At 69.1% G+C, this 24,385-nt stretch carries 15 protein-coding genes; 11 read left to right on the forward strand and 4 right to left on the reverse strand.

The features are described 5' to 3' along the window. The first annotated feature begins 143 nt into the window (after positions 1-143). Complete coding sequence (locus ABZ851_RS26505; RefSeq protein ID WP_361132245.1) at positions 144-752, forward strand: cadmium resistance transporter; 609 nt, start codon at positions 144-146, stop codon at positions 750-752. Positions 753-1,050: 298 nt separating this feature from the next. Then, positions 1,051-3,765 (forward strand): aconitate hydratase AcnA, encoded by a 2,715-nt coding sequence (gene acnA, locus ABZ851_RS26510; RefSeq protein ID WP_361132248.1) that lies wholly within the window; start codon positions 1,051-1,053, stop codon positions 3,763-3,765. A gap of 97 nt (positions 3,766-3,862) precedes the next feature. On the opposite strand, the gene ABZ851_RS26515 is transcribed toward acnA, so the two are convergent. Continuing rightward, complete coding sequence (locus ABZ851_RS26515) at positions 3,863-7,264, reverse strand: GH92 family glycosyl hydrolase (RefSeq protein ID WP_361132251.1); 3,402 nt, start codon at positions 7,262-7,264, stop codon at positions 3,863-3,865. Positions 7,265-7,700: 436 nt separating this feature from the next. On the opposite strand from ABZ851_RS26515, the gene ngcE reads away from it, so the two are divergent. The 9 genes from ngcE to ABZ851_RS26560 all read left to right on the forward strand — a co-directional run bounded on the left by ngcE (position 7,701) and on the right by ABZ851_RS26560 (position 20,365). Then, complete coding sequence (gene ngcE / locus ABZ851_RS26520) at positions 7,701-9,140, forward strand: N-acetylglucosamine/diacetylchitobiose ABC transporter substrate-binding protein (protein ID WP_361132254.1); 1,440 nt, start codon at positions 7,701-7,703, stop codon at positions 9,138-9,140. A gap of 152 nt (positions 9,141-9,292) precedes the next feature. Further along, positions 9,293-10,216 (forward strand): sugar ABC transporter permease, encoded by a 924-nt coding sequence (locus tag ABZ851_RS26525; RefSeq protein ID WP_361132257.1) that lies wholly within the window; start codon positions 9,293-9,295, stop codon positions 10,214-10,216. Further along, on the forward strand, positions 10,216-11,181 hold the full coding sequence (locus tag ABZ851_RS26530; RefSeq protein WP_361132260.1) for a carbohydrate ABC transporter permease: 966 nt from the start codon (positions 10,216-10,218) through the stop codon (positions 11,179-11,181). The genes ABZ851_RS26525 and ABZ851_RS26530 overlap by 1 nt, the downstream gene beginning before the upstream one ends. 316 nt (positions 11,182-11,497) lie before the next feature. Then, positions 11,498-12,697, forward strand: a complete 1,200-nt coding sequence (locus tag ABZ851_RS26535; protein WP_361132263.1) for an ROK family transcriptional regulator — start codon at positions 11,498-11,500, stop codon at positions 12,695-12,697. Positions 12,698-12,836: 139 nt separating this feature from the next. Further along, a complete protein-coding gene (locus ABZ851_RS26540) occupies positions 12,837-13,928 on the forward strand; it encodes a substrate-binding domain-containing protein (protein ID WP_361132266.1) in 1,092 nt (363 codons plus the stop codon). Positions 13,929-14,277: 349 nt separating this feature from the next. After that, the gene (locus ABZ851_RS26545) at positions 14,278-15,078 is read left to right on the forward strand and encodes an ATP-binding cassette domain-containing protein (RefSeq protein WP_361132269.1); all 801 of its coding nucleotides are present in this window, start codon (positions 14,278-14,280) and stop codon (positions 15,076-15,078) included. Then, complete coding sequence (locus ABZ851_RS26550) at positions 15,075-16,400, forward strand: sugar ABC transporter permease (protein ID WP_361132272.1); 1,326 nt, start codon at positions 15,075-15,077, stop codon at positions 16,398-16,400. Before ABZ851_RS26545 ends, ABZ851_RS26550 begins: the two co-directional genes overlap by 4 nt. A 226-nt stretch (positions 16,401-16,626) precedes the next feature. Next, the gene (gene dxs, locus ABZ851_RS26555) at positions 16,627-18,642 is read left to right on the forward strand and encodes a 1-deoxy-D-xylulose-5-phosphate synthase (RefSeq protein ID WP_361132275.1); all 2,016 of its coding nucleotides are present in this window, start codon (positions 16,627-16,629) and stop codon (positions 18,640-18,642) included. Between the two features lie 196 nt (positions 18,643-18,838). Further along, positions 18,839-20,365 (forward strand): amino acid permease, encoded by a 1,527-nt coding sequence (locus ABZ851_RS26560; protein ID WP_361132278.1) that lies wholly within the window; start codon positions 18,839-18,841, stop codon positions 20,363-20,365. A 73-nt stretch (positions 20,366-20,438) separates the two neighbouring features. Here ABZ851_RS26560 and ABZ851_RS26565 read toward each other — a convergent pair whose 3' ends face one another. The 3 genes from ABZ851_RS26565 to ABZ851_RS26575 all read right to left on the reverse strand — a co-directional run bounded on the left by ABZ851_RS26565 (position 20,439) and on the right by ABZ851_RS26575 (position 24,292). Further along, the gene (locus ABZ851_RS26565) at positions 20,439-20,834 is read right to left on the reverse strand and encodes an NTP pyrophosphohydrolase (protein WP_088800533.1); all 396 of its coding nucleotides are present in this window, start codon (positions 20,832-20,834) and stop codon (positions 20,439-20,441) included. Between the two features lie 102 nt (positions 20,835-20,936). Continuing rightward, a complete protein-coding gene (locus ABZ851_RS26570; RefSeq protein WP_361132282.1) occupies positions 20,937-23,069 on the reverse strand; it encodes a 3-hydroxyacyl-CoA dehydrogenase NAD-binding domain-containing protein in 2,133 nt (710 codons plus the stop codon). Further along, positions 23,066-24,292, reverse strand: coding sequence for an acetyl-CoA C-acyltransferase (locus ABZ851_RS26575; protein ID WP_361132285.1), 1,227 nt, complete (start codon positions 24,290-24,292; stop codon positions 23,066-23,068). The genes ABZ851_RS26570 and ABZ851_RS26575 overlap by 4 nt, the downstream gene beginning before the upstream one ends. Positions 24,293-24,385: the final 93 nt, after the last annotated feature.

Genomic DNA, 24,385 nt, shown 5'->3' on the forward strand with positions numbered 1-24,385 from the left:
CGGCGGTGGGCACGCGGCGGAGGGGCGGAGGGGCCGCCCCGGGCCGGGGCCCGGAGGCGGCTGTATACGGCAGTCGACGCTGCCGCCCGCCCGTCCCCTAGGGTCGCCCGGGCGGGGCGGTACGGCAGGGAGGGGCATCAGCAGTGAGCCTGGGCACAGTCGGGCAGGCTGCCGGTCTGTTCGCGGTCACCAACATCGACGACATCCTGGTGCTGTCGCTGTTCTTCGCGCAGGGAGCCGGTCATCGCGGCTCCGGAACCAGGATCGTGCTCGGGCAGTACCTCGGATTCGCCGCCATTCTCGCGGTGGCCGTGGCCGCCGCGTTCGGTGCGACCTTCCTGCCGCAGTCCGCCCTGCCCTGGCTCGGTCTGCTGCCCCTGGCCCTGGGGCTCAAAGCCGCCTGGCAGGCGTGGCGCCACCGCGCCGACGGTGAAGGCGGGGAGGGCGACGGCGGCGACAGTGGCAAGGGCGGCCCGAGCCCGTGGGAGGTCGCCGCCGTCACCTTCGCCAACGGCGGCGACAACATCGGCGTCTACGTTCCCGTCCTCGCCGCGGCGGGCGTGGGAGGGATGAGCGTCTATGCCGTCGTCTTCCTCGCCCTGGTGGCCGTGTGGTGCCTCGCGGGCGCGTTCTTCGCCACCCGCCCCGTCATCGCCAAGGCCCTCAGCCGCTGGGGGCACGTCCTGCTGCCCCTGGTTCTGATCACTTTGGGCCTGCTGATCCTCATCGACAGCGGAGCCTTCGGCGGCTGACCGTGCCCGGCCGATTCCTCACCCGGCGACCGCCCCGTTGCGGCGGCGCTCCGGCCCCTCCATGCAGGACAAGCCCTGATGGGTGTCCCCGGTTCCGTGACCGGGGACACCCAGCAGGGCATGACCACGCCGCGGCGATGTACTAGAGTTATCTCGACATCGAGATATTTGCCGAGGGGTGTACCGCTGCCGCGCCAGTAAGGCGTGCCTAACTTAGGCATACCTTAGCGGATGGTCAAGGAGCTGTGACGGCAGCATTGCGGTGGTACGCGCGAATTCATGCATGAAGGAGACTGTCGTGTCGGCGAACAGCTTCGACGCCCGCAGCACGCTGCAGGTGGGCGACGAGTCGTACGAGATCTTCCGGCTGGACAAGGTCGAAGGCGCCGCGCGCCTTCCCTACAGCCTGAAGGTGCTGCTGGAGAACCTGCTCCGTACCGAGGACGGCGCGAACATCACCGCCGACCACATCCGGGCGCTCGGCGGCTGGGACTCGCAGGCCCAGCCCAGCCAGGAGATCCAGTTCACGCCGGCCCGCGTGATCATGCAGGACTTCACCGGCGTGCCCTGTGTCGTGGACCTCGCCACCATGCGTGAGGCCGTGAAGGAGCTGGGCGGCGACCCGGCGAAGATCAACCCGCTGGCGCCCGCCGAGCTGGTCATCGACCACTCCGTCATCGCCGACAAGTTCGGCACCAAGGACGCCTTCGGCCAGAACGTCGAGCTGGAGTACGGCCGCAACAAGGAGCGCTACCAGTTCCTGCGCTGGGGCCAGACCGCCTTCGACGAGTTCAAGGTCGTCCCGCCCGGCACCGGCATCGTCCACCAGGTGAACATCGAGCACCTGGCGCGCACGGTCATGGTCCGCAACGGCCAGGCGTACCCCGACACCCTCGTCGGCACCGACTCGCACACCACCATGGTCAACGGCCTCGGTGTGCTGGGCTGGGGCGTCGGCGGCATCGAGGCCGAGGCCGCGATGCTCGGCCAGCCGGTCTCCATGCTCATCCCGCGCGTCGTCGGCTTCAAGCTGACCGGTGAGCTCAAGCCCGGCACCACCGCCACCGACCTGGTGCTGACCATCACCGAGATGCTGCGCAAGCACGGCGTCGTCGGCAAGTTCGTCGAGTTCTACGGCGAGGGCGTCGCCGCCACCTCGCTGGCCAACCGCGCCACCATCGGCAACATGTCGCCGGAGTTCGGCTCCACCGCCGCGATCTTCCCGATCGACGACGAGACCCTGAACTACCTGCGTCTGACCGGCCGCGACGCCCAGCAGGTCGCGCTCGTCGAGGCGTACGCCAAGGAGCAGGGCCTCTGGCTCGACCCGGCCGCCGAGCCCGACTTCTCCGAGAAGCTGGAGCTGGACCTCTCCACGGTCGTCCCGTCGATCGCCGGTCCGAAGCGCCCGCAGGACCGCATCGTCCTCGCGAACGCCGCGGAGCAGTTCGCCGTCGACGTGCGCAACTACGTCGCCGACGACGAGGAGGCGGGCAAGGAGTCCTTCCCCGCGTCCGACGCGCCGGCCTCCGCCAACGGCGTTCCGACGAACCCGGTCACCGTGACCGCCCCCGACGGCTCGACCTACGAGATCGACCACGGTGCGGTGACGGTCGCGGCCATCACCTCCTGCACCAACACCTCGAACCCGTACGTCATGGTCGCCGCCGCGCTGGTCGCGAAGAAGGCCGTGGAGAAGGGCCTGACCCGCAAGCCGTGGGTCAAGACCACCCTCGCCCCGGGCTCGAAGGTCGTCACCGACTACTTCGACAAGGCCGGGCTCACCCCGTACCTCGACAAGGTCGGCTTCAACCTCGTCGGCTACGGCTGCACCACCTGCATCGGCAACTCCGGCCCGCTGCCGGAGGAGGTCTCCAAGGCCGTCAACGACCACGACCTGGCCGTCACCTCGGTGCTCTCCGGCAACCGCAACTTCGAGGGCCGGATCAACCCCGACGTCAAGATGAACTACCTGGCGTCCCCGCCGCTGGTCGTCGCGTACGCCCTCGCGGGTTCCATGAAGGTGAACATCACCGAGGACGCGCTGGGCATCGACGCCGACGGCAACCCGGTCTACCTCAAGGACATCTGGCCGACCGAGGCCGAGGTCAACGACGTCGTGGCGAACGCCATCGGCGAGGACATGTTCAACAAGTCCTACCAGGACGTCTTCGCGGGTGACGCCCAGTGGCAGGCGCTGCCGATCCCGACCGGCAACACCTTTGAGTGGGACGCCGAGTCGACCTACGTGCGCAAGCCCCCGTACTTCGAGGGCATGACGATGGAGACCACCCCGGTCTCGGACATCTCCGGCGCCCGCGTGCTCGCCAAGCTGGGCGACTCGGTCACCACCGACCACATCTCCCCGGCCGGTGCGATCAAGGCCGACACCCCGGCCGGCCAGTACCTCACCGAGCACGGCGTCGAGCGTCGTGACTTCAACTCCTACGGCTCGCGCCGTGGTAACCACGAGGTCATGATCCGCGGCACCTTCGCCAACATCCGCCTGCGCAACCAGATCGCGCCGGGCACCGAGGGCGGCTTCACCCGCGACTTCACCCAGGACGGCGCTCCGGTGTCGTTCATCTACGACGCCTCGCAGAACTACCAGGCCGCCGGCACCCCGCTGGTCATCCTGGCCGGCAAGGAGTACGGCTCCGGCTCGTCCCGCGACTGGGCCGCCAAGGGCACCGCGCTGCTCGGCGTCAAGGCCGTCATCGCCGAGTCCTACGAGCGCATCCACCGCTCGAACCTCATCGGCATGGGCGTCCTGCCGCTGCAGTTCCCGGAGGGCGCGTCCGCCGAGGCGCTCGGCCTGACCGGCGAGGAGACCTTCTCCTTCTCCGGCGTGACCGAGCTGAACAACGGCACCACGCCGCGCACGGTCAAGGTGACCACCGACAGCGGCGTCGAGTTCGACGCGGTCGTGCGCATCGACACCCCCGGCGAGGCGGACTACTACCGCAACGGCGGCATCATGCAGTACGTGCTGCGCTCGCTGATCCGCAAGTGAGCCGGGCCGCCGGCAGCTGACCGGCGGCACGGGACGGGCCGCACTCCCCAGGCGGGGGAGTGCGGCCCGTCCGCGTATCCGGGCCGGCGCCGGCCGCTCAGCTCAGCAGTTCCACCTCCGCCAGGGTGGCCTCGGCGCCGGTGCGGAGCCGGTAGTGCCGGAAGTCGCCGGGGCGTTCGACGGCGAACACCCGCGTCTGGCGGTCCCAGGTGAAGTGCTCGCCGGCGCGGTGGTCGACCACCTGCCAGTGCCGGCCGTCGGCGGAGCCCTCCAGCTGCCAGCCCGACGGCGCCGCGGCGCGCTCCGCTGAGGTCAGGGTGTACGACGTGATCCGGGCGGGCGCGGTCAGCGTGGCCGGGGCGGTGCTGAAGGTGGCGGAGGTTTTCGAGGTGTTGTCGAAGAGCGGGCCGGCCGCGGGGTCCGAGCGGTCGGCGGGCGGGGAGGGCACCTTGGCGTCCCGGGTGATCGACGTGGGGGCGGCGTCCGCCGCCGTGCCCCAGGCGGAGGGGGCCTCGCCCATGGTGAAGTCCAGAGTGCCGCCGCGGGCCAGGAGCCGGTGCGGCAGAGCGGTGGAATTCCAGGGCTTGCCGTTCACCCGGAGGCTTTGGACATAGACGTTGCGGGCGTTGTTGCGCGGGGCCTTGATGGTGAGGTCGCGGCCGTTTTCCAGGTGGACCGTGGCCCGGGTGAACAGCGGGGAGCCCACCGCGTATTCGCCCTGGCCCATCACCAGCGGATAGAAGCCGAGCGAGCTGAAGACGTACCACGCGGACATCTCGCCGTTGTCCTCGTCGCCCGGGTATCCCTGGCCGATCTCACTGCCGAGATAGAGCCGGGACATCGCCTCGCGGACCTTTTCCTGGGTTTTCCAGGGCTGCCCGGCCGCGTCGTACAGATAGCCGATGTGGTGCGCGGGCTGATTGCTGTGGCCGTACATGCCCATCCGGGTGTCGCGGGCCTCGGTCATTTCATGGATCACCTCGCCGTAGGAACCGGCGAATTCCTTGGACGCGGTCTCCGGTGTGGAGAAGTAGGCGTCCAGCTTCTTGGCCAGGCCGGCGCGGCCGCCGTAGAGGTTGGCCAGGCCCCTGGTGTCCTGCGGCGCGGTGAAGGCGAAGGTCCAGGCGTTGGTCTCGGTGTAGTCGTTGCCCCAGACCCGGGGATCGAACCTGTCCGGGGGCAGCCGCCAGTGGCCCTGGGCGTCCTTGCCCTGGAAGAAGCCGACCTTGTCGTCGAAGAGCTTGACGTAGTTCTGGGCGCGGCCCAGGAAATATGCGGACTCTTCCTTGTAGCGGGGCTTCTTGGTCTTCTCGTACAGGGCCTTGCCCATACGGGCGATGCCGAAGTCGTTGAGATAACCCTCCAGCGCCCAGGACATGCCCTCACGGGTATCGGTGCTCGTATAGCCGAGGAAGGGCGCGGTGTTCATGCCCTTGCGGCCGACGCCGGAGTCCGGCGGGGCGACGGTGGCGTTCTTGACGGCCGCGGCATAGGCCGCCTCGGCGTCGAATTTCACCCCCTTGGCGTAGGCGTCGGCGAAGGCCACGTCGGAACTCGTCCCGGTCATCAGGTCCGCATAGCCGGGTGAGGACCAGCGGGAGATCCAGCCGCCGTCCTTGAACTGCTGGACGAAGCCGTCGACCATCTTCCCGGCCCGTTCCGGGGTGAACAGGGAGTAGGCGGGCCAGGTGGTCCGGTAGGTGTCCCAGAAGCCGTTGTTGACGTACACCTCACCGTCGACGATCTTCGAGCCGGTGTGGGTCGGGGTGTCCTGGCCGGTCTGCGGCGAGAAGGGCGAGGCGTAACGGCTGCGCGAACCCACCTTCTCGAAGCCGGAGTTGGGGTAGAGATAGAGGCGGTAGAGGCTGGAGTAGAGGGTGGTGAGCTGGTCGCGGCTCGCGCCCTGGACCTCGATCCGGCCCAGCAGGTCGTCCCACTGCGCCTGAGCCCGGTCCCGGACGCCGGCGAAGGTCACGTCGGCCGGAATCTCCCGGTCCAGATTCGCCCTGGCCTGGTCCACGCTGATCAGGGAGGTGGCGATCCGCATGGTCACGGTGCGGTCCGCCCCCGGCTTGAAGCGGAGATAGCCGGTGACGTCCTTGCCGGCCCCGCCCTCCAGCCTGCCGCCCCCGGTGACCGGGGCGTCGAAGACGCCGTAGACGAAGAGCCGGGTGGCGCCGACGGACAGGCCGCTCCGGACGTCCGAGAAGCCGGTGACGGTCCCGTGCTCGGTGTCCAGGCTCAGCCCGCCCCTGTCGTTGACGTTGTCGAAGATCAGGCTCGCCTGGTCGCCGGGAAAGGTGAAGCGCATCAGCGCGGCGTGGTCGGTCGGGGTGATCTCCGTCTTGAGGCCGTTGTCGAAGGTCACGCCGTAGTAGTGCGGCTTCGCGGTCTCGTTGGCGTGGTGGAAGGGCAGCGCACGGCCGGTGCGGGAGGCATCCGGGGTGCCGGCCGCGACGGACGGCATGACCTGGAAGGTCTGCCGGTCTCCCATCCACGGGCTCGGCTCATGGCTGGCGCTGAAGGCCTGGAGGGTGGGCAGGTTGGCGGCGTTGTTCTTGCGCGCGTACTCATAGAGCCAGTCGGCGGAGCCCGCGTTGGTGACCGGGGTCCAGAAGTTGAACCCGTTGGGGACCGCGGTGGCGGGGAAGGTGTTGCCGCGCGAGAAGCTGCCGCTGGAGAGCGTGCCGCGGGTGGTGACGGCGTAGTCGGAGAGGTGGGCGAGGGGCTTCTGAGGCGCCTCGGTGCCGAGGACGAGGTCGTCGACCCAGCCGCGGAAGGCCGGTGCGGTCCGCGGCGCCCGGGGCGCGTCGTAGGCGACCAGGATCCGGTCGACGGTCTTGCCGGCGGCGACCGCGCCGATCCGCGACTCCCGGTGGTTCCACTGGTTGGCGTAGAGCGTCTTGGAGGCGGCCTGGCCCTGCGGCGTCAGCGGCGCGCCGTGCTGGTCGACGGCGGACAGCTCGCTGAGGTAGGTGCCGTCGGTGAAGGCCAGATCCACGGCGGCGTGGGTCGCCGGATAGTCCGGATCGCTCTTCGCCATCTCGGGGAAGACCTTGTACGCGAGCGAAGTGGCCGCGGTGACGCGGAGATTGACGTCGAAGATCTTGTTGTACGAGTAACCGCGGCCGTCGGCGGTGTGGGTGCCGGAGTAGCGCAGCGCATGGGCGCCGCTGAAGCCGGCGTGCGCCTTGGCGGTGGGGGAGGCGTCGGGGCCGGTGTCGGTCCGGGTGTTCATGCCGGGCGCGGCGGGGGCGGTCTGCGGGCTGACACCCGAGGCCCGGGGTGCGCCGTCGGGGCCGGTGTCGACGCTGTCGGTCCAGTCCGGCTGCGGTTCGCCGGATTCGAAGGAGGAGCGGAATTCCGTGGCCCCCTGGGGCTTTTGTGGCGGCGCGGCCCGTGCCGGGCCGGGCATGGTGATGACGAGTAGCGCGGCCGCCGCGAGGGCGGCGAGGCGGGGGATCCCCCGCTGTGGACGGTGCCGGTATCCGATCCGCACGCGAGCCCTCTCAACAAGAGTGACATCGTTGTCAGTTACATGACGCCAAGATAAACAGAGATAAGTAAGGTGCGTGGGGTCTTTGGTGTCAAGGGTGTCGCTGAGATCGGTGGGCCGCGGTGTCGCCGGGCGGTCCGACAGGGTGACGTCCGGGCAATCCCCTGCATACCGGGGAGGTCTCAACTAGGGAAAGACTGCCGCCCAAACCTGCATTCGATCTTGCCCCTGAGGCCGGAAGTGGACTATACCTGTCGGCGTCCGACCGGCCGTACGACCACGGCCGCGGAGCCGGGGGAGAAGGCGGGGAACCGAGGAGTGCCCCGCATTTCGCTGGTGAGCCCGGTGCACATCCCGTACAACTCAGCTTCATCTGACCCGCGGTGCCGGGGTGGCTCCGGTACACCGCCTGAGTCCTGAAGAAGGCGAGGACTTGCGCATGGGATCCACCTCTGAATTCAACCGTCGCGATCTGGTCAAGCGAGCCGCGGCCCTGGGGATCATCGCCGTACCGTCCATGGGGGTGTTGTCGGCGTGCGCCGGCGGCGGTGGCGGTGAAGACAACAAGGTGGAGAAAGGCAAGAAATCAGCCAAGAATCCGCTGGCGGTCAATGAGTCGGCCGGCCTCGATGTGGTCATCTTCGACGGCGGATTCGGCGACAATTATGCCAAGGACGCGCAGGGCGAGTACCTCAAGTCCTTCCCGAAGGCCGACGGCAAGGTCAAGCTCTCGTCGACCCAGAAGATCCAGTCGACGCTGCAGCCGCGTTTCAACGGCGGAAATCCGCCCGACCTCGTCGACAACTCCGGTGCGGAACAGATGGATTTCGGCACGCTGGTGGCCAAGGACCAGCTGACCGACCTCACCGCGCTCCTCGATGCCCCCTCCGTCGACGATCCGCACAAGAAGGTGCGCGACACACTGCGCCCCGGTGTGGTCGAGATGGGCCAGTTCGGCGGCAAGGAAACCTGGATCCTCTACTACGCCTACACGGTCTACGGCGTCTGGTATTCCAAGAGCAATCTGCAGAAGCTGGATGCGGAATACCCTCAGACCTGGGACGACATGCTGTCCCTGTGCGCGAAGGCCAAGAAGAAGGGCGTGGCCGGCTGGACGTACCCGGGAAAGTACCCGTACTACCTTCCCTTCAGTCTGTACCCGTTCATTGCCAAGATCGGCGGTGAAGAGGTCCTGCGGAAGATCGACAATCTGGAGCCGAACGCCTGGAAGGACCCGGCGGTCAAGGCGGCCTTCGAGGCCTATTACGAGCTCTACAAGAAGGGCTACGTCCTCAAGGGCTCGCCCGGCCTGGACCACCTGCAGTCCCAGAAGGCGTGGGCCGAGGGCAAGGCGCTGTTCATCCCCAACGGTTCCTGGGTGGAGAACGAGTCGGCCAAGCAGATCGCGAAGAACCCGCACTTCGATCTCGCGGTCGGCGCCCCGTCCAGCCTGTCCCCCTCCGACAAGATGCCGTTCGGCACCCTCTGGGCCTCGGGCGGCGAGCCGTACATCGTGCCGAAGAAGGCCCGGAACGCCGAGGGCGGTATGGAACTGCTGCGCATCATGCTCGGCAAGAAGTCCTCGCAGAACTTCATCAGGCAGGTCTCCTCGCTCACCTCGCTCAACGGCGGAACCGAGGGACTGAAGCTTCCGCCCGGTCTGGCATCGGCGCAGGTGGCGCTGCAGAAGGCCGGCCAGAACATCGTCAATCCGCGGCTGCAGGACTGGTATGTGGCGCTCCAGAAGGAGCGGATCGGTGTCGGTGCGCTGGGCGAGATGATGGCCGGCCGGATGACGCCGGACGAGGCCATCAAGAAGATCCAGAAGTACGCGGACGACACCCGCGACGACTCCAGCGTCAAGAAGTACAAGCGCTGACCGACGAGTTCGGCGGGCACCGCCCCCCTAGGGCCTATCTTCAAAGTCCCGTCGTTCGCCCGCAAGGCAGGCGGGACTTTGAAGACAGACCCTAGGGCCGGGGCGCGTCACCGGCTGTGGCACACGCAGGGAGAGAACGGGATTCGGTAGTCATGAAACACGGTAAGTACCGTTTCATCGCGGGGTTCTTGGTCCTCCCGCTGGCGATTTACGCGATCTTCGTGATCTCGCCGTTCGTGCAGGCCATTTACTACTCCTTCACGGACTGGACCGGACTGAGTCCGGACATGAAGATGGTCGGCCTCGACAACTATGTGCGCCTCTTCAAGGACGAGGTCTTCTGGTCCGCCGTGGGCAACAGCGTGACGCTGCTGCTGCTCCTGCCGGTGGTGACGCTCTCGCTCGGGCTCTTCTTCGCCTTTATGCTCAACGTCGGTGGCCGCCGCCGGAAGAAGGCGGTCATCGGCGGGGTGCGTGGCTCGGGCACCTACAAAATCCTCTACTTCTTCCCGCAGGTGCTGTCGGTCCCGATCGTCGCGCTGCTGTTCCAGTTCGCCTACAACCCGGAGAGCGGTGCGCTCAACGCCTTCCTCAAGGCGATCGGGCTCGGCAATGTGCAGCCGGACTGGCTGGGTGATCCGCAGATCGCGCTGTGGTGCGTCATGGCCGCGATGGTGTGGGCCAATGTCGGCTTCTACGTCGTGCTCTTCTCCGCCGGAATGAGCTCCATTCCCAAGGACTTCTACGAAGCCGCACTGCTGGACGGCGCGAACCGCCTCAACACGTTCTTCCGGATCACCCTGCCGCTGTTGTGGGACACCGTCCAGACCGGCTGGATCTATATGGGCATCCTCGCCCTGGACGTGTCGGCCTTCGCGTTCGTGCAGATCATGAGCGTCGGGCCGGGCGGTCCCGACTACTCGACCGAGGTCCTTCCGCTGTACGTGTACCAGAAGACCTTCCGCGACGGTCAGGCCGGATACGCGACGGCCATCGGCGTTTCCCTGCTGATCGTGACCCTCGTCTTCTCGGCCGTCGTGATGCGGCTGGGACGACGCGAGCGACTGGAGTTCTGATGAGTGCGCAGAAGGATCCCGCCAAGCTCCCGGGTGTGACGAAGGAGCAGGCGCCCGCCGCGGCGCCCCCGGGAGTGCCCGGGCCGCGCCGTGGACAGGGCGGTGAGGGCGGCACCCGTGCCGACGGCACCGCCAGCGAGGGCACGGTCCTCAACGTCTTCTCGCACGGAGTCCTGGTCATCTGGGGCCTCTTGGTCACCATGCCGCTGCTGTGGGCGGTGGTGAGCTCCTTCAAGGACGACTCCGAGATCTTCGGCTCGCCCTGGGGACTGCCCTCGGTCCTGCACTTCGACAACTGGTCACGCGCCTGGGACAAGGCGAACATGGGCCAGTACTTCCTCAACTCGCTGATCATCGTGGGCGGTTCACTGGTCGGCACGATGCTGCTGGGCGCGATGGCGGCCTATGTGCTGGCCCGCTTCGACTTCCCGGGAAACCGCTTCCTGTACTTCCTGTTCGTGGGCGGGATGGGCTTCCCGGTCATCCTGGCGCTGGTCCCGCTGTTCTTCGTCATGAAGAACATGGCGCTGCTGGACACCTACCACGGTCTGATCCTGGTCTACATCGCCTACTCGCTGCCGTTCACGGTCTTCTTCCTCAGCGGGTTCTTCAAAACGCTGCCCACCTCGGTGGCCGAGGCGGCACTCATCGACGGCGCCTCGCACACCCGCACCTTCTTCCAGGTGATGCTGCCGATGGCCAAGCCCGGCCTGATCAGCGTCGGGATCTTCAACTTCCTCGGGCAGTGGAACCAGTACCTGCTGCCGACGGTGCTCAACGTCGGGGACCCGGACAAGAAGATGCTGACCCAGGGACTGGTGGCGCTGGCGGTGAGTCAGGGCTACAAGGGGGACTGGTCCGGTCTGTTCGCGGGGCTGACGATCGCGATGCTGCCGGTGCTCGCCGCGTACATCATCTTCCAGCGGCAGGTGGTGGCCGGGCTGACCGCCGGCGCCCTCAAATAGGGGAGTGGGCCGGGCGCCGTATACCGGCCGTCGGCGGCGATGGGTTTGCGCCGACTTCGGGCGGCGCCCGGTGTGTGCCAGGGGGCGGCTCCGCTGCGGCGCGGCCGCCCCCGCGGGCGTCCCGGCGCGGCCTCTCCTGATCATGCATGGGCTCAACGCCTTGACGAGACTTCCCGGCTGGAGTTCTGCTTAGAGTTCACATGTTGAATCGAGGGCCGTCCTCCAAAGGTGTGGGTGCGGCCGGCGGGCGGTCGTCGTACCTCCCCCAGTCACCACTGGGAGGTACCCCCGGCCCCAGACGGGAGTGGATGAGTCGATGGAGACTCCGGGGTCGCAGTCCTCGCTGCACCGGGCCAATCTGGAGCGGGTCGTACGTGCGGTGCGTATGGCGGGCTCTCTCACGCAGGCGGAGATCGCCCGGAGCACGGGGCTGTCCGCGGCCACCGTTTCCAACATCGTTCGTGAGCTGAAGGACGGCGGAACCGTTGAGGTGACCCCGACCTCGGCGGGCGGGCGGCGGGCGCGCAGTGTCTCCCTCTCCGGCGACGCGGGCATCGTCGTCGGGGTCGATTTCGGGCACTCCCATCTGCGGGTGGCGGTCGGCAACCTCGCCCACCAGGTGCTCGCCGAACAGGCCGAGCCGATCGATGTGGACGCCTCCGCCGCCGAAGGCTTCGACCGGGCGGAAGAGCTGGTCAACCGGCTGATCACGGCCACCGGACTCGACGCGGGCAAGGTCATCGGCGTCGGGCTGGGCGTACCGGGACCCATCGACGTCGAGTCCGGGACGCTGGGCTCGACGGCGATCCTGCCGGGCTGGTCGGGGACGAACCCCCGCCAGGAGCTGTCCGGGCGCCTCGGCGTGCCCGTCTACGTCGACAACGACGCCAACCTCGGCGCACTGGGCGAGCTGGTGTGGGGCGGGGGCCGCGGTGCCGCCGACCTGGCGTACATCAAGGTCGCCAGCGGTGTCGGGGCCGGCCTGGTGATCAGCGGGCAGATCTACCGGGGGCCGGGCGGCACGGCCGGGGAGATCGGGCACATCACGCTGGACGAGTCCGGCCCGGTGTGCCGCTGCGGCAACCGCGGCTGCCTGGAGACCTTCACCGCGGCCCGCTATGTGCTCCCGCTGCTCCAGCCGAGCCACGGGCCGGATCTGACCATGGCGCGGGTGGTGCAGCTGGCCCGTGAGGGCGACCCGGGCTGCCGGCGGGTGATTGCGGACGTAGGCCGTCATGTCGGCAGTGGTGTGGCGAACCTGTGCAATCTGCTCAATCCCAGCCGGGTGGTGCTCGGCGGTGATCTCGCCGAGGCCGGTGAGCTGGTCCTGGCCCCGATCCGGGAATCGGTGTCGCGCTACGCGATCCCCAGCGCGGCACGGCAGTTGGGGGTCGTCCCGGGCACGCTCGGAGGCCGGGCGGAGGTGCTGGGCGCGCTGGCGCTGGTACTGAGCGAGATGGGCGATTCGACCCTGCTCGACGGGGCGCAGTCCGCGGACGCTCCGGCCCTGGCATGAAAGAGCTGAGTTCACACAGCTAACGCATGGCACCGTTGTCATCTCGTTAAGGATTTACTCCTTGACGGTCGGCTGGGGGCCGAGTTGACTTCCAGCCACCTCGGCCGCAACGACGCGGCCTCGTCAGGGAGGCAACCCCATGAACGTTTGGACGCGTCGCGTCGTCATAGGCACCGCCGCCGTCTCGATGGCGCTCTCCGTGGCCGCGTGCGGCAAGGCCGGCGACAACGCCAAGGGCGGCGGCGACAACAAGACCATCGGCCTGCTCCTGCCGGAGAACAAGACCACGCGCTACGAGACCTTCGACCGCCCGCTGATGGAGGCGAAGATCAAGGCGCTGTGCAGCGACTGCACGGTCAAGTACAACAACGCGGCGCAGGAGACCGAGACCCAGAAGAAGCAGTTCGACGCGCTGATCACCCAGGGCGTGAAGGTGATCATTCTGGATGCCGTCGACTACAAGGCGACGAAGTCCTGGGTGAACCAGGCCGCCAAGAAGGGCGTCAAGGTCGTCGCCTACGACCGGCTGGCCGAGGGCAAGCTCTCCGCCTACGTGTCCTACGACAACGAGAAGATCGGCCGCCTGCAGGGCCAGGCGCTGGTCAAGGCGCTCGGCGACAAGGCCAAGGACAGCGATGTCGTCATGATCAACGGTTCGCCGACCGACCCGAACATGCCGTTCTTCAAGAAGGGCGCCCACAGCGTCCTCGACAAGCAGGTCAAGAAGATCGCGTACGAGCAGGACATTCCGGACTGGTCGACGGACGAGGCCAACAAGAAGATGAACGCGGCCCTCGACTCGCTCGGCAAGGACGGCATCCAGGGCGTCTACTCCGGCAACGACGGCATGGCCGGCGGCATCATCACCGCGCTCAAGCAGAAGGGCGTCAAGGTCCCGGTCGGCGGCCAGGACGCCGAGCTCGCGGGGCTGCAGCGGATCCTCAAGGGCGACCAGGCCTTCACGATCTACAAGCAGATCAAGCCGCAGGCCGACTCCACCGCCGAGATCGCCGTCAAGCTGCTCAAGGGCGAGAAGACCGGCTCCCTGACGGACACCAAGGTCGACAGCCTCAGCGGCGAGGTCAAGGGCATCCCGGCCAAGCTGTACGACGCGCAGATCGTGACCAAGGACAACATCGCCTCCACGATCATCAAGGACAAGGTCTACAAGGCGAGCCAGATCTGCACCGGCGACGTCAAGAAGGCCTGCGCGGCGGCCGGCATCAAGTAGGGCCCCGGCCTCCGGTCCCCGGCCTCCGGCCCCGGGCCGTAGGCCACGCCTCCCGGCCACGGCCCCACCGGCACACCTCTCACCCCGGGCCCCGCCAGGAGGGGCCGCGCGGCACCGCCCGCGGCCCCCGCCCCGGCCTGATCCCGGCCTCGTCTCCGCCCTGGGCCGTACCCCGGCTCCCGACCTGCCCCGGCCCGCGGCCCCGGCCCCACCCCGCCCGGCCTCGTCCCGGCCCCGCCCCGCATCCGTCCCGGCTTCGCCCCGTACCTCCTCCCGGAGCCGGACCGTTCCTCGCAACCCCCCCGCTCCACGCACCACCATCCCCGCCGTAGTGACGGCGGCGAAGGAGATGATTCACGTGTCCGCTACGCCTGTGCTGGCGTTGCGCGGAGTCTCCAAGCGGTTCGGCGCCGTCCAAGCACTCACGGACGTCACCCTGGAGATCCACCCCGGTGAGGTGGTCGCCCTCGTCGGCGACAACGGCGCCGGCAAGTCCACCCTCGTCAAGACCATCTCGGGCGTCCACCCGGTCGACGACGGCGCCATCGAATGGGAGGGCGCGGCGGTCCGCATCACCAAGCCGCACGACGCCCAGGAACTCGGCGTCGCCACCGTCTACCAGGACCTCGCGCTCTGCGACAACCTCGATGTCGTCGCCAACCTCTACCTCGGCAACGAGATCCGCACCGCGGGCGTACTCGACGAGATCGCCATGGAGAAGCGCGCCAAGGAGCTGCTGGACACCCTGTCCATCCGCATCCCGAGCGTCCGTATCCCCGTCGCCGCGCTCTCCGGCGGTCAGCGGCAGGTCGTCGCGATCGCCCGCGCACTGATCGGCGACCCCAAGGTCGTCATCCTCGACGAGCCCACCGCCGCCCTCGGCGTCGAGCAGACCGCCCAGGTCCTCGACCTCGTCGAGCGGCTGCGTGAGCGCGAGCTCGGCGTCATCCTCATCAGCCACAACATGGCCGATGTGCAGGCCGTCGCGGACCGGGTCGCGGTGCTGCGGCTGGGCCGCAACAACGGTGTCTTCGAGGTCGAGGGCACCTCCCACGAAGAGATCATCGCCGCCATCACCGGCGCCTCGGACAACGCCGTGACCCGCCGCAAGGCGCGTACGGACCAGGTGAAGAAGGAGGCCGGCGCATGAGTGATCTCACCAAGCGGCCCGCCGCGGACGAGGACGAGGCCGCCGCGACAGCAGGCCAGGAGACCCCCGTCCCGGCTGCCGACACCCCCCAGCCGGCCGCCGTCGACCCCCGCCTGCTCGTCCGCGAACAGGGCTTCGCCGGCTACCTCAACGACTTCCGGCGCCGGGTGCGCGGCGGGGAGCTGGGCTCGCTGCCGGTCGTCATCGGCCTGATCGTCATCGCGGTCGTCTTCCAGCTCAAGAACAGCAGCTTCCTGTCCGCCGACAGCCTCGCGAACATCGGTGTCTACACCTCCGGCCTCGGCATCATGGCCGTCGGCATCGTCTTCGTGCTGCTGCTCGGCGAGATCGACCTGTCCGTCGGCTCGGTGGCGGGCGTCGGCGCGGCCGTATGGGCCGTGCTCAGCGTCACCCACGGCGTCAACGACTGGCTCGCCGTCCTGATCGCCCTCGTGGCCGGAGTGGCCATCGGCGCTCTGCACGGCTTCTTTTTCGCCAAGATCGGTGTGCCGGCCTTCGTCGTCACCCTGGCCGGATTCCTCGGCTGGAGCGGCCTGCAGATCTGGATGATGGGCCAGGAAGGCTCCATCAACACGCCGAGCGGCAGCGTGGTGGAAGACCTCACCGGCTACTACTTCGAGGACAAGGCCGCGGCCTACGGTCTCGCGCTGATCGCGGTCCTCGCCTACGCCGGATCGCTGCTGCTCGACAGCAAGCGCCGCAAGGCCGCCGCGCTGCCCTCCCGGCCGCTCAGCGAGATCCTGCTGCGCACCGGCGTGGTCGCCGTGATCGCCTTCGTCGTCGCCTATGTCCTGAACGAGCCGGCCGGCGCCCGCGGTCTGCCGCTGGCCCTGGTGCTGTTCCTCGCGGTCCTGGTCCTCGCCGACTTCGTGGTGCGCCGCACCCCCTACGGACGGCAGATCTTCGCGGTCGGCGGCAACGCCGAGGCGGCGCGGCGGGCCGGCATCAATGTGAACAAGATCCGGATCAGCGTGTTCGCCATCTCCGGCATGCTCGCGGCGTTCGGCGGACTGTTCATCGCCAGCCTCTCCGGCGGCGCCACCAAGAACCTGGGCTCCGGCAACACCCTGATGAACGTGATCGCGGCGGCCGTCATCGGCGGTACCAGCCTCTTCGGCGGCCGCGGCAAGATCTGGTCCGCGCTGCTGGGCATGCTCGTCATCCAGTCGATCCAGCAGGGCCTGAACCTGCTCGGCATGGCGAGCGAGATCCAGTACATGATCACCGGTGCGGTGCTGCTCGCCGCCGTGGTGATCGACTCGGTCTCCCGCCGGACGCAGAAGACGGCCGGACGCACCTGATCGCGCCCCTGCTCCGACGCCGCCGGCCCCCACCGGGCATCATCCGGTGGGGGCCGGTGCGTGTGCGGCGGCGCCCCGCGGGCGGCGCGCCGGAGCCCGCTTCACCCGAGTGACATACATCGCAAGGCCCGGGCGTCGGCGCGGCGGGCGCGACATTAGACTCATCTGATCGGCAAGCTCGATCCACGGCAGCAACCAGCAAGCAGCAGGCAGCAAGGAGGCAGGGGTGCAGGAGGTGCCGCGCAACGCGCGTCCGGCCGGGGTGGTGGCGGGCGACGGGAGGGCGTTGCTTTCCCGTATCAGGGGACCGCGCGATCTGGACCGACTGAGCCCGGAGCAGCTCGAGCAGCTGGCGGGGGAGATCCGTACCTTCCTTGTCGACGCGGTGTCCAAGACCGGCGGACACCTCGGGCCGAACCTCGGCGTGGTCGAGCTGACCATCGCCCTGCACCGTGTCTTCGACTCCCCGAAGGACAAGGTGCTCTTCGACACCGGTCACCAGTCCTACGTCCACAAGCTGCTCACCGGCCGTCAGGACTTCTCCAAGCTCAAGGCGAAGGGCGGCCTGTCCGGCTACCCCTCCCGCGCCGAGTCCGAGCACGACGTCATCGAGAACAGCCACGCCTCCACGGTCCTGGGCTGGGCCGAGGGCATCGCCAAGGCCAACGAGGTGCTGGGGTCGGACGACCGGGTCGCCGCGGTCATCGGTGACGGCGCGCTGACCGGCGGCATGGCCTGGGAAGCCCTCAACAACATCGCCGCCGCCAAGGACCGCCCGCTCGTCATCGTCGTCAACGACAACGAGCGCTCCTACGCGCCGACCATCGGCGGCCTCGCCAACCATCTGGCGACGCTGCGCACCACGGACGGCTACGAGCGTTTCCTGGCCCGCGGCAAGGACCTGCTGGAGCGCACGCCGGTCGTCGGCAAGCCGCTCTACGAGACCCTGCACGGCGCCAAGAAGGGCCTGAAGGACTTCATCGCCCCGCAGGGCATGTTCGAGGACCTGGGCCTGAAGTACGTCGGCCCGATCGACGGCCACGACCTCGAGGCGCTGGAATCCGCCCTGACGCGCGCCAAGCGCTTCGGCGGCCCGGTCATCGTCCACTGCCTCACCGAGAAGGGCCGCGGCTACCAGCCCGCCCTCCAGGACGAGGCGGACCGCTTCCACGCCGTCGGCAAGATCCACCCCGACACCGGCCTGCCCATCTCCTCGGGCGGCAAGGACTGGACGTCCGTCTTCGGCGACGAGATGGTCGAGCTCGGCAAGGAGCGCGAGGACATCGTCGCCATCACGGCGGCCATGCTCCAGCCCGTCGGACTGGACAAGTTCGCCAAGGCCTTCCCCGACCGCGTCTACGACGTCGGCATCGCCGAGCAGCACGGCGCGGTCTCCGCGGCAGGCATGGCCACCGGCGGCCTGCACCCGGTCTTCGCCGTCTACGCCACCTTCCTCAACCGCGCCTTCGACCAGGTGCTGATGGATGTGGCGCTGCACAAGTGCGGCGTCACCTTCGTGCTGGACCGGGCCGGTGTCACCGGCACCGACGGCGCCTCCCACAACGGCATGTGGGACATGTCGATCCTCCAGGTCGTCCCCGGCCTGCGGATCGCCGCGCCGCGCGACGCCGACCAGGTCCGCGCGCAGCTGCGGGAGGCCGTCGAGGTCGATGACGCGCCCACCGTGGTGCGGTACTCCAAGGGCGCGGTCGGCCCGGCCGTCGAGGCGATCGGCCGGGTGGGCGGCATGGACGTGCTGCGCGAGCCCGACGAGACCGTCAAGAGGCCGGACGTCCTGCTGGTCTCCGTGGGCGCGCTCGCCCCGATGTGCCTGGAGATCGCCGACCTGCTCGACAAGCAGGGCATCTCCACCACGGTCGTCGACCCGCGCTGGGTCAAGCCGGTCGACGAGGCGCTGCCGGGTCTCGCCGCCAAGCACCGGGTCGTGGTCACCGTCGAGGACAACGTCCGTTCCGGCGGCGTCGGTTCGGCTGTCGCACAGGCCCTGCGGGACGCCGGGGTGGACCTGCCGCTGCGCGACTTCGGCATCCCCGAGCGGTTCCTCGACCACGCCTCCCGCAAGGAGGTCATGGCGGAGATCGGGCTCACCGCACCGGACATCGCCCGCCAGGTGACCGGGCTGGTCTCCAAGATCGACGGTCGCTACGACACCGAGTCCGCCGGCACCGGGTCCGCCCCCGCCAAGGGCGCGGCCGAGCCGGCCGAGGTCGCCCGCGACTGATTCCCCGGACGCCGCCGATGGGCCGGCCGGTCATCCGTACGGATGTTCCGCCCGGCCCATCGGCATGGCCGCGGCCACACCCCATCGGGTGAATCCCCGCCGTCCGGAGGCCCGCCGCAGCTGACTGTTTCCGCTCATTGCGGAGACTCGGTCAGTTCACGAGAGTTGCGAGGGCCGTCCAGGCGGAGGTTCGCCCATGAGCACACAGCACGACGCACCACATGATTCACGCCGCAATCACGGCATGTTCCGGACGAAGACTGTGGAGCAGTCGATCCTGGACACCGAGGAGCCGGAACACGCGCTCAAAAAGTCCCTGTCGGTGCTCGACCTGACCGTCTTCGGCGTCGGTGTCGTCATCGGCACCGGCATCTTCGTCCTCACCGGGAAGATCGCCAAGGAACAGGCCGGTCCGGCCGTGGCCGTGTCCTTCGTCGTCGCGGGCGTGGTCTGTGCGCTGGCGGCGCTGTGTTACGCGGAGTTCGCCTCCACCGTGCCGGTCGCCGGCTCGGCCTACACCTTCTCGTACGCCTCGCTCGGCGAGCTGCCGGCCTGGATCATCGGCTGGGACCTGATCCTGGAACTCGCCCTGGGCTGTGCGGTGGTCGCCGTCGGCTGGTCGGGCTATGTCCGCGAGCTGCTGGACGGCGCCGGGTGGCATCTGCCGTCGGGCCTGGCCGGCACGCACGAGGGGCACTTCGGCTTCGACCTGCTCGCCTGCATCCTCGTGCTGGTCCTGACCGGCATCCTGGTGCTCGGGATGAAGCTGTCCTCGCGGGTGACGGCGGTGGTCGTGGGGATCAAGGTCACCGTCGTCCTGCTGGTCATCATCGCCGGTGCCTTCCTGATCAGCGGCGCCAACTACGAGCCGTTCGTCCCGCCCAGCCGGACCAGCGAGGCCGGCGGCGGACTGGCCGCGCCGCTGGCGGAGCTGATGTTCGGCTTCGCCCCCTCCAACTTCGGGGTCATGGGCATCTTCGCCGCGGCGGCCGTGGTCTTCTTCGCCTTCATCGGCTTCGACATCGTGGCCACCGCCGCCGAGGAGACCCGCAACCCGCAGCGCGACGTCCCCCGCGGCATCCTCGGCTCACTGGCCATCTGCACGGTCCTCTACGTGGCCGTCTCGGTCGTCGTCACCGGTATGGAGAAGTACAGCAAGCTCTCCACCGACGCCCCGCTCGCCGACGCCTTCAAGGACCTCGGACACCCCTTCTTCGCCGACCTGATCAGCTTCGGCGCCGCCGTCGGCCTGACCTCGGTCTGCCTGATTCTGCTGCTCGGCCAGAGCCGGGTGTTCTTCGCGATGAGCCGGGACGGGCTGCTGCCCCGGGTCTTCTCCCGGTCCCACCCGCGGTACGGGACCCCGTACCGGTCCACCATCGCGCTGGGCGTCGTCGTCGCCGTCGTCTCCGGCTTCACCTCGATCGACGTCCTCGCCGAACTGGTCAACATCGGCACCCTGTTCGCCTTCGTCGTGGTCGCCGTCGGCGTCATCATCCTGCGCCGCGCCCGGCCCGACCTGCCCCGCTCCTTCCGCACCCCGTGGGTGCCGGTGGTGCCGGTGCTGTCCGTCCTGGCCTCGCTGTGGCTGATGCTCAATCTGCCCGCGGAGACCTGGGTCCGGTTCGGGATCTGGATGGCGGCCGGCTTCGTCATCTACTTCCTGTACGGGCGCTCGCACAGCCGCCTGGGTATCCGCAACCGCCAGGCCGCCCGGGACTGACCCCCGGTCAGCCGCTCCTGCGCCCGGCCCCGTACGCCGCCCCGACGGAGTACGGGGCCGCGCTGTCCCCGGACTACGCCCCGCCGCCGCGCCCCGGCCCCCACACCGTCCGCGGCCCCGTCACCCGTGCCCCCAGCGCCTGGACCCGCTCCCGCAGGCCGCGGTCCGCGGTCACCACCAGACAGTCCCGTCCGCCGCCCTCGTCGGCCACCAGCTGCACGATCCGGTCGTCGCCGCTGCCGTCCGCGGGCACCACCCGTACGCCCTCCACGGAATCGACGCCGCGGGCCGCGCCCTCCACCACCAGGACCAGCTCCAGGGGCGGGGCGACCAGGCCCGGCAGGCCGTCCGCGGCAGGGGCGACCAGCGCGTCGCGCAGCCGCTCGGCCGCACGGTGCCGGTCCCGCCACCAGCCGTCGGGCACCGAGCCCACGACGTTCGCGGCATCGACAATGACCAAGGCATCCATGCCGTCACCCTCCCACGGCGCGGCCCCCGCACGCCGCACACACGAATGCGCGGGCCGGCTCCGCCGAGCCGGCCCGCGCATCCCGCTGTCAGTCGTCCACCGTTACGCGGGAACGCTCGCGATGCCCGGGGCCAGGAACTTCTTGCCCCGCACCCGCTCGGAGACGCCCGCGCGGTCCAGGTACGGCGTGATGCCGCCCAGGTGGAAGGGCCAGCCCGCGCCGGTGATCAGGCACAGGTCGATGTCCTGCGCCTCGGCGACGACGCCCTCGTCCAGCATCAGGCCGATCTCCTGTGCCACCGCGTCCAGGACGCGGTCGCGGACCTGCTCCTCGGTCAGCACCGAGTCACCCTGCTTCAGGAGGGCCGCGACCTCGGGGTCCAGCTCCGGCTTGCCGGAGTCATAGACGTAGAAGCCGCGCTTGCCGGCCTCGACGACGGCCTTGAGGTTCGGCGAGACCTTGAAGCGGTCCGGGAAGGCGCGGTGGAGCGTCTCGGAGACGTGCAGACCGATCGCCGGGCCGACCAGCTCCAGCAGCACCAGCGGCGACATCGGCAGACCCAGCGGCTCGATGGCCTTCTCCGCGGTCTCGACCGGGGTGCCCTCGTCGATGACGTTCTGGATCTCGCCCATGAAGCGGGTCAGGATGCGGTTGACCACGAACGCCGGGGCGTCCTTGGTGAGCACCGCGGTCTTCTTCAGCTTCTTGGCGACCGCGAAGGCGGTGGCCAGCGAGGCGTCGTCGGTCTTCTCGCCGCGGACGATCTCCAGCAGCGGCAGGATCGCGACCGGGTTGAAGAAGTGGAAGCCGACGACCCGCTCGGGGTGCTTCAGCTTCGAGGCCATCTCGGAGACGGACAGCGAGGAGGTGTTGGTGGCGAGGATGGCGTGCGCCGGGGCGACGGCCTCCACCTCCGCGAACACCGTCTGCTTGACGCCGATCTCCTCGAAGACCGCCTCGATGATGAAGTCGGCGTCGGAGAAGCCCTCGGCCTTGTCGAGCACACCGGAGACCAGGGCCTTGAGGCGATTGGCCTTGTCCTGGTTGATCCGGCCCTTGCCGAGCAGCTTGTCGATCTCGGCGTGGACGTAGCCCACACCCTTGTCGACGCGCTCCTGGTCGATGTCGGTCAGCACGACCGGCACCTCCAGGCGGCGCAGGAACAGCAGGGCCAGCTGCGAGGCCATCAGACCGGCGCCGACGACACCGACCTTGCTGACTGGACGTGCCAGGTTCTTGTCCGGCGCACCGGCGGGCCGCTTGGCACGCTTCTGCACCAGGTTGAACGAGTAGATGCCGGCGCGGAGTTCGCCGCCCATGATCAGGTCCGCCAGGGCCTGGTCCTCGGCGTCGAAACCGGCCTGCAGGTCGCCGTCCTTGGCCGCGGCGATGATGTCCAGCGCCCGGTAGGCGGCCGGGGCGGCGCCGTGCACCTTGCCGTCGGCGATGAACTTGCCCTTGGCGACGGCCTGGTCCCAGGCCTCACCGCGGTCGACCTCGGCGCGCTCGACGGCCACGTCGCCCTTGAGGACGCCCGCGGTCCAGATCAGCGACTGCTCCAGGAAGTCCGCGCCCTCGAAGATCGCGTCCGCGATGCCGAGGTCGAAGACCTGCTGGCCCTTGAGCTGCTTGTTCTGGTTGAGCGAGTTCTCGATGATGACCGAGACGGCCTTGTCCGCGCCGATGAGGTTCGGCAGCAGTGCACAGCCGCCCCAGCCCGGGACGAGGCCGAGGAAGACCTCGGGCAGCGAGAAGGCCGGGAGGGCCTTGGAGACGGTGCGGTAGGAGCAGTGCAGACCGACCTCGACGCCACCGCCCATCGCGGCACCGTTGTAGTAGGCGAAGGTCGGTACGGCGAGGTTCGCGAGCCGCTTGAAGACCTCGTGGCCGCCCTTGCCGATGGCCAGCGCGTCCTCGTGCCGCCCCAGCAGCTCGACGCCCTTGAGGTCGGCGCCGACGGCGAAGATGAACGGCTTGCCGGTGACGCCGACGCCGACGATGTCGCCGTCCGCGGCCTCCTTCTCGACCTGGTCGATCGCGGCGTTGAGGTTCGCCAGCGAGCCGGGGCCGAAGGTGGTCGGCTTGGTGTGGTCGAAGCCGTTGTCCAGCGTGATCAGCGCGAACCTGCCCGCGCCGTACGGCAGATCGAGGTGGCGGACGTGCGCCGAGGTGACGACCTCGTCCGGGAACAGCTCGGCCGCGCCCTTCAGGAGTTCGGCGGTGGTGGTGCTCACTTGTTGCCTCCGGCGTCCTTGTGGTTCGGGTTCTCCCAGATGACCGTCGCGCCCATGCCGAAGCCGACGCACATGGTCGTCAGGCCGTAGCGGACCTCCGGCTGCTCCTCGAACTGCCGGGCCAGCTGCGTCATCAGCCGGACGCCGGAGGAGGCGAGCGGGTGGCCGAAGGCGATGGCGCCGCCGTACTGGTTGACGCGCGCGTCGTCGTCGGCGATGCCGTAGTGGTCGAGGAAGGCGAGCACCTGCACGGCGAACGCCTCGTTGACCTCGAACAGGCCGATGTCACCGATGCCCAGGCCCGCCTTGGCGAGGGCCTTCTCGGTGGCCGGGATCGGGCCGTAGCCCATGACCTCGGGCTCGACGCCCGCGAAGGCGTAGGAGACCAGGCGCATCTTGACCGGGAGGTCGTGCTCCTGGGCGAAGTCCTCGGAGGCGAGGATCGAGGCGGTGGCACCGTCGTTGAGACCCGCGGCGTTACCGGCCGTGACGCGGCCGTGCGTACGGAACGGCGTCTTGAGGCCCGCCAGGTTCTCCAGGGTCGTCCCCGGACGCATCGGCTCGTCGGCGGTCACCAGGCCCCAGCCGGTCTCGCCGACCTCCGCGTTGGTGTTGCGCACCGAGATCGGCACCAGGTCCTGCTGGATCTTGCCGTTCGCGTACGCCTTCGCCGCCTTCTCCTGCGAGCGCACGGCGTACTCGTCGGCGCGCTGCTTGGTGATCTGCGGGTAGCGGTCGTGCAGGTTCTCCGCGGTCATGCCCATGAACAGCGCGGACTGGTCGACGAGCTTCTCGCTCACGAACCGCGGGTTGGGGTCGACGGCCTCGCCCATGGGGTGGCGCCCCATGTGCTCGACACCGCCGGCGATGACGGCGTCGTACGCACCGAAGGCGATGGAGCCCGCGGTGGCGGTCACGGCGGTCAGCGCACCGGCACACATGCGGTCGATGGAGTAACCGGGCACGGACTGCGGGAGGCCGGCCAGGATGCCGGCGGTCCGGCCGAGGGTCAGACCCTGGTCACCGATCTGGGTGGTGGCGGCGATGGCGACCTCGTCGATCTTCGCGGGGTCCAGGGCCGGGTTGCGGCGCAGCAGCTCCCGGATGGCCTTCACGACGAGATCGTCGGCGCGGGTCTCGTGGTAGATGCCCTTCGGGCCCGCCTTGCCGAACGGGGTGCGGACGCCGTCGACGAAGACGACGTCCCTAGCGGTACGAGGCACGTTGGCTCTCCTCCAGGTGCGGGATGGCACTGCTGCGGGGCGCCCCGGGGGACGCTTCACACCGACATGCTACTTACGGGTAACCAGACTGCA

This window comes from Streptomyces sp. NPDC047049, assembly GCF_040643995.1.
GTDB lineage: Bacteria > Actinomycetota > Actinomycetes > Streptomycetales > Streptomycetaceae > Streptomyces > Streptomyces mooreae.

Bases quoted from the DNA above. Each gene is read 5' to 3' on its own strand.
- ABZ851_RS26560 (WP_361132278.1), top strand. From the start codon at position 18,839: ATGAGCACACAGCACGACGCACCACATGATTCACGCCGCAATCACGGC.
- ABZ851_RS26545 (WP_361132269.1), top strand. From the start codon at position 14,278: ATGATTCACGTGTCCGCTACGCCTGTGCTGGCGTTGCGCGGAGTCTCC.
- ABZ851_RS26540 (WP_361132266.1), top strand. From the start codon at position 12,837: ATGAACGTTTGGACGCGTCGCGTCGTCATAGGCACCGCCGCCGTCTCG.
- ABZ851_RS26550 (WP_361132272.1), top strand. From the start codon at position 15,075: ATGAGTGATCTCACCAAGCGGCCCGCCGCGGACGAGGACGAGGCCGCC.
- ABZ851_RS26530 (WP_361132260.1), top strand. From the start codon at position 10,216: ATGAGTGCGCAGAAGGATCCCGCCAAGCTCCCGGGTGTGACGAAGGAG.
- ABZ851_RS26535 (WP_361132263.1), top strand. From the start codon at position 11,498: ATGGAGACTCCGGGGTCGCAGTCCTCGCTGCACCGGGCCAATCTGGAG.
- ABZ851_RS26525 (WP_361132257.1), top strand. From the start codon at position 9,293: ATGAAACACGGTAAGTACCGTTTCATCGCGGGGTTCTTGGTCCTCCCG.
- ngcE (WP_361132254.1), top strand. From the start codon at position 7,701: ATGGGATCCACCTCTGAATTCAACCGTCGCGATCTGGTCAAGCGAGCC.
- ABZ851_RS26565 (WP_088800533.1), bottom strand. From the start codon at position 20,834: ATGGATGCCTTGGTCATTGTCGATGCCGCGAACGTCGTGGGCTCGGTG.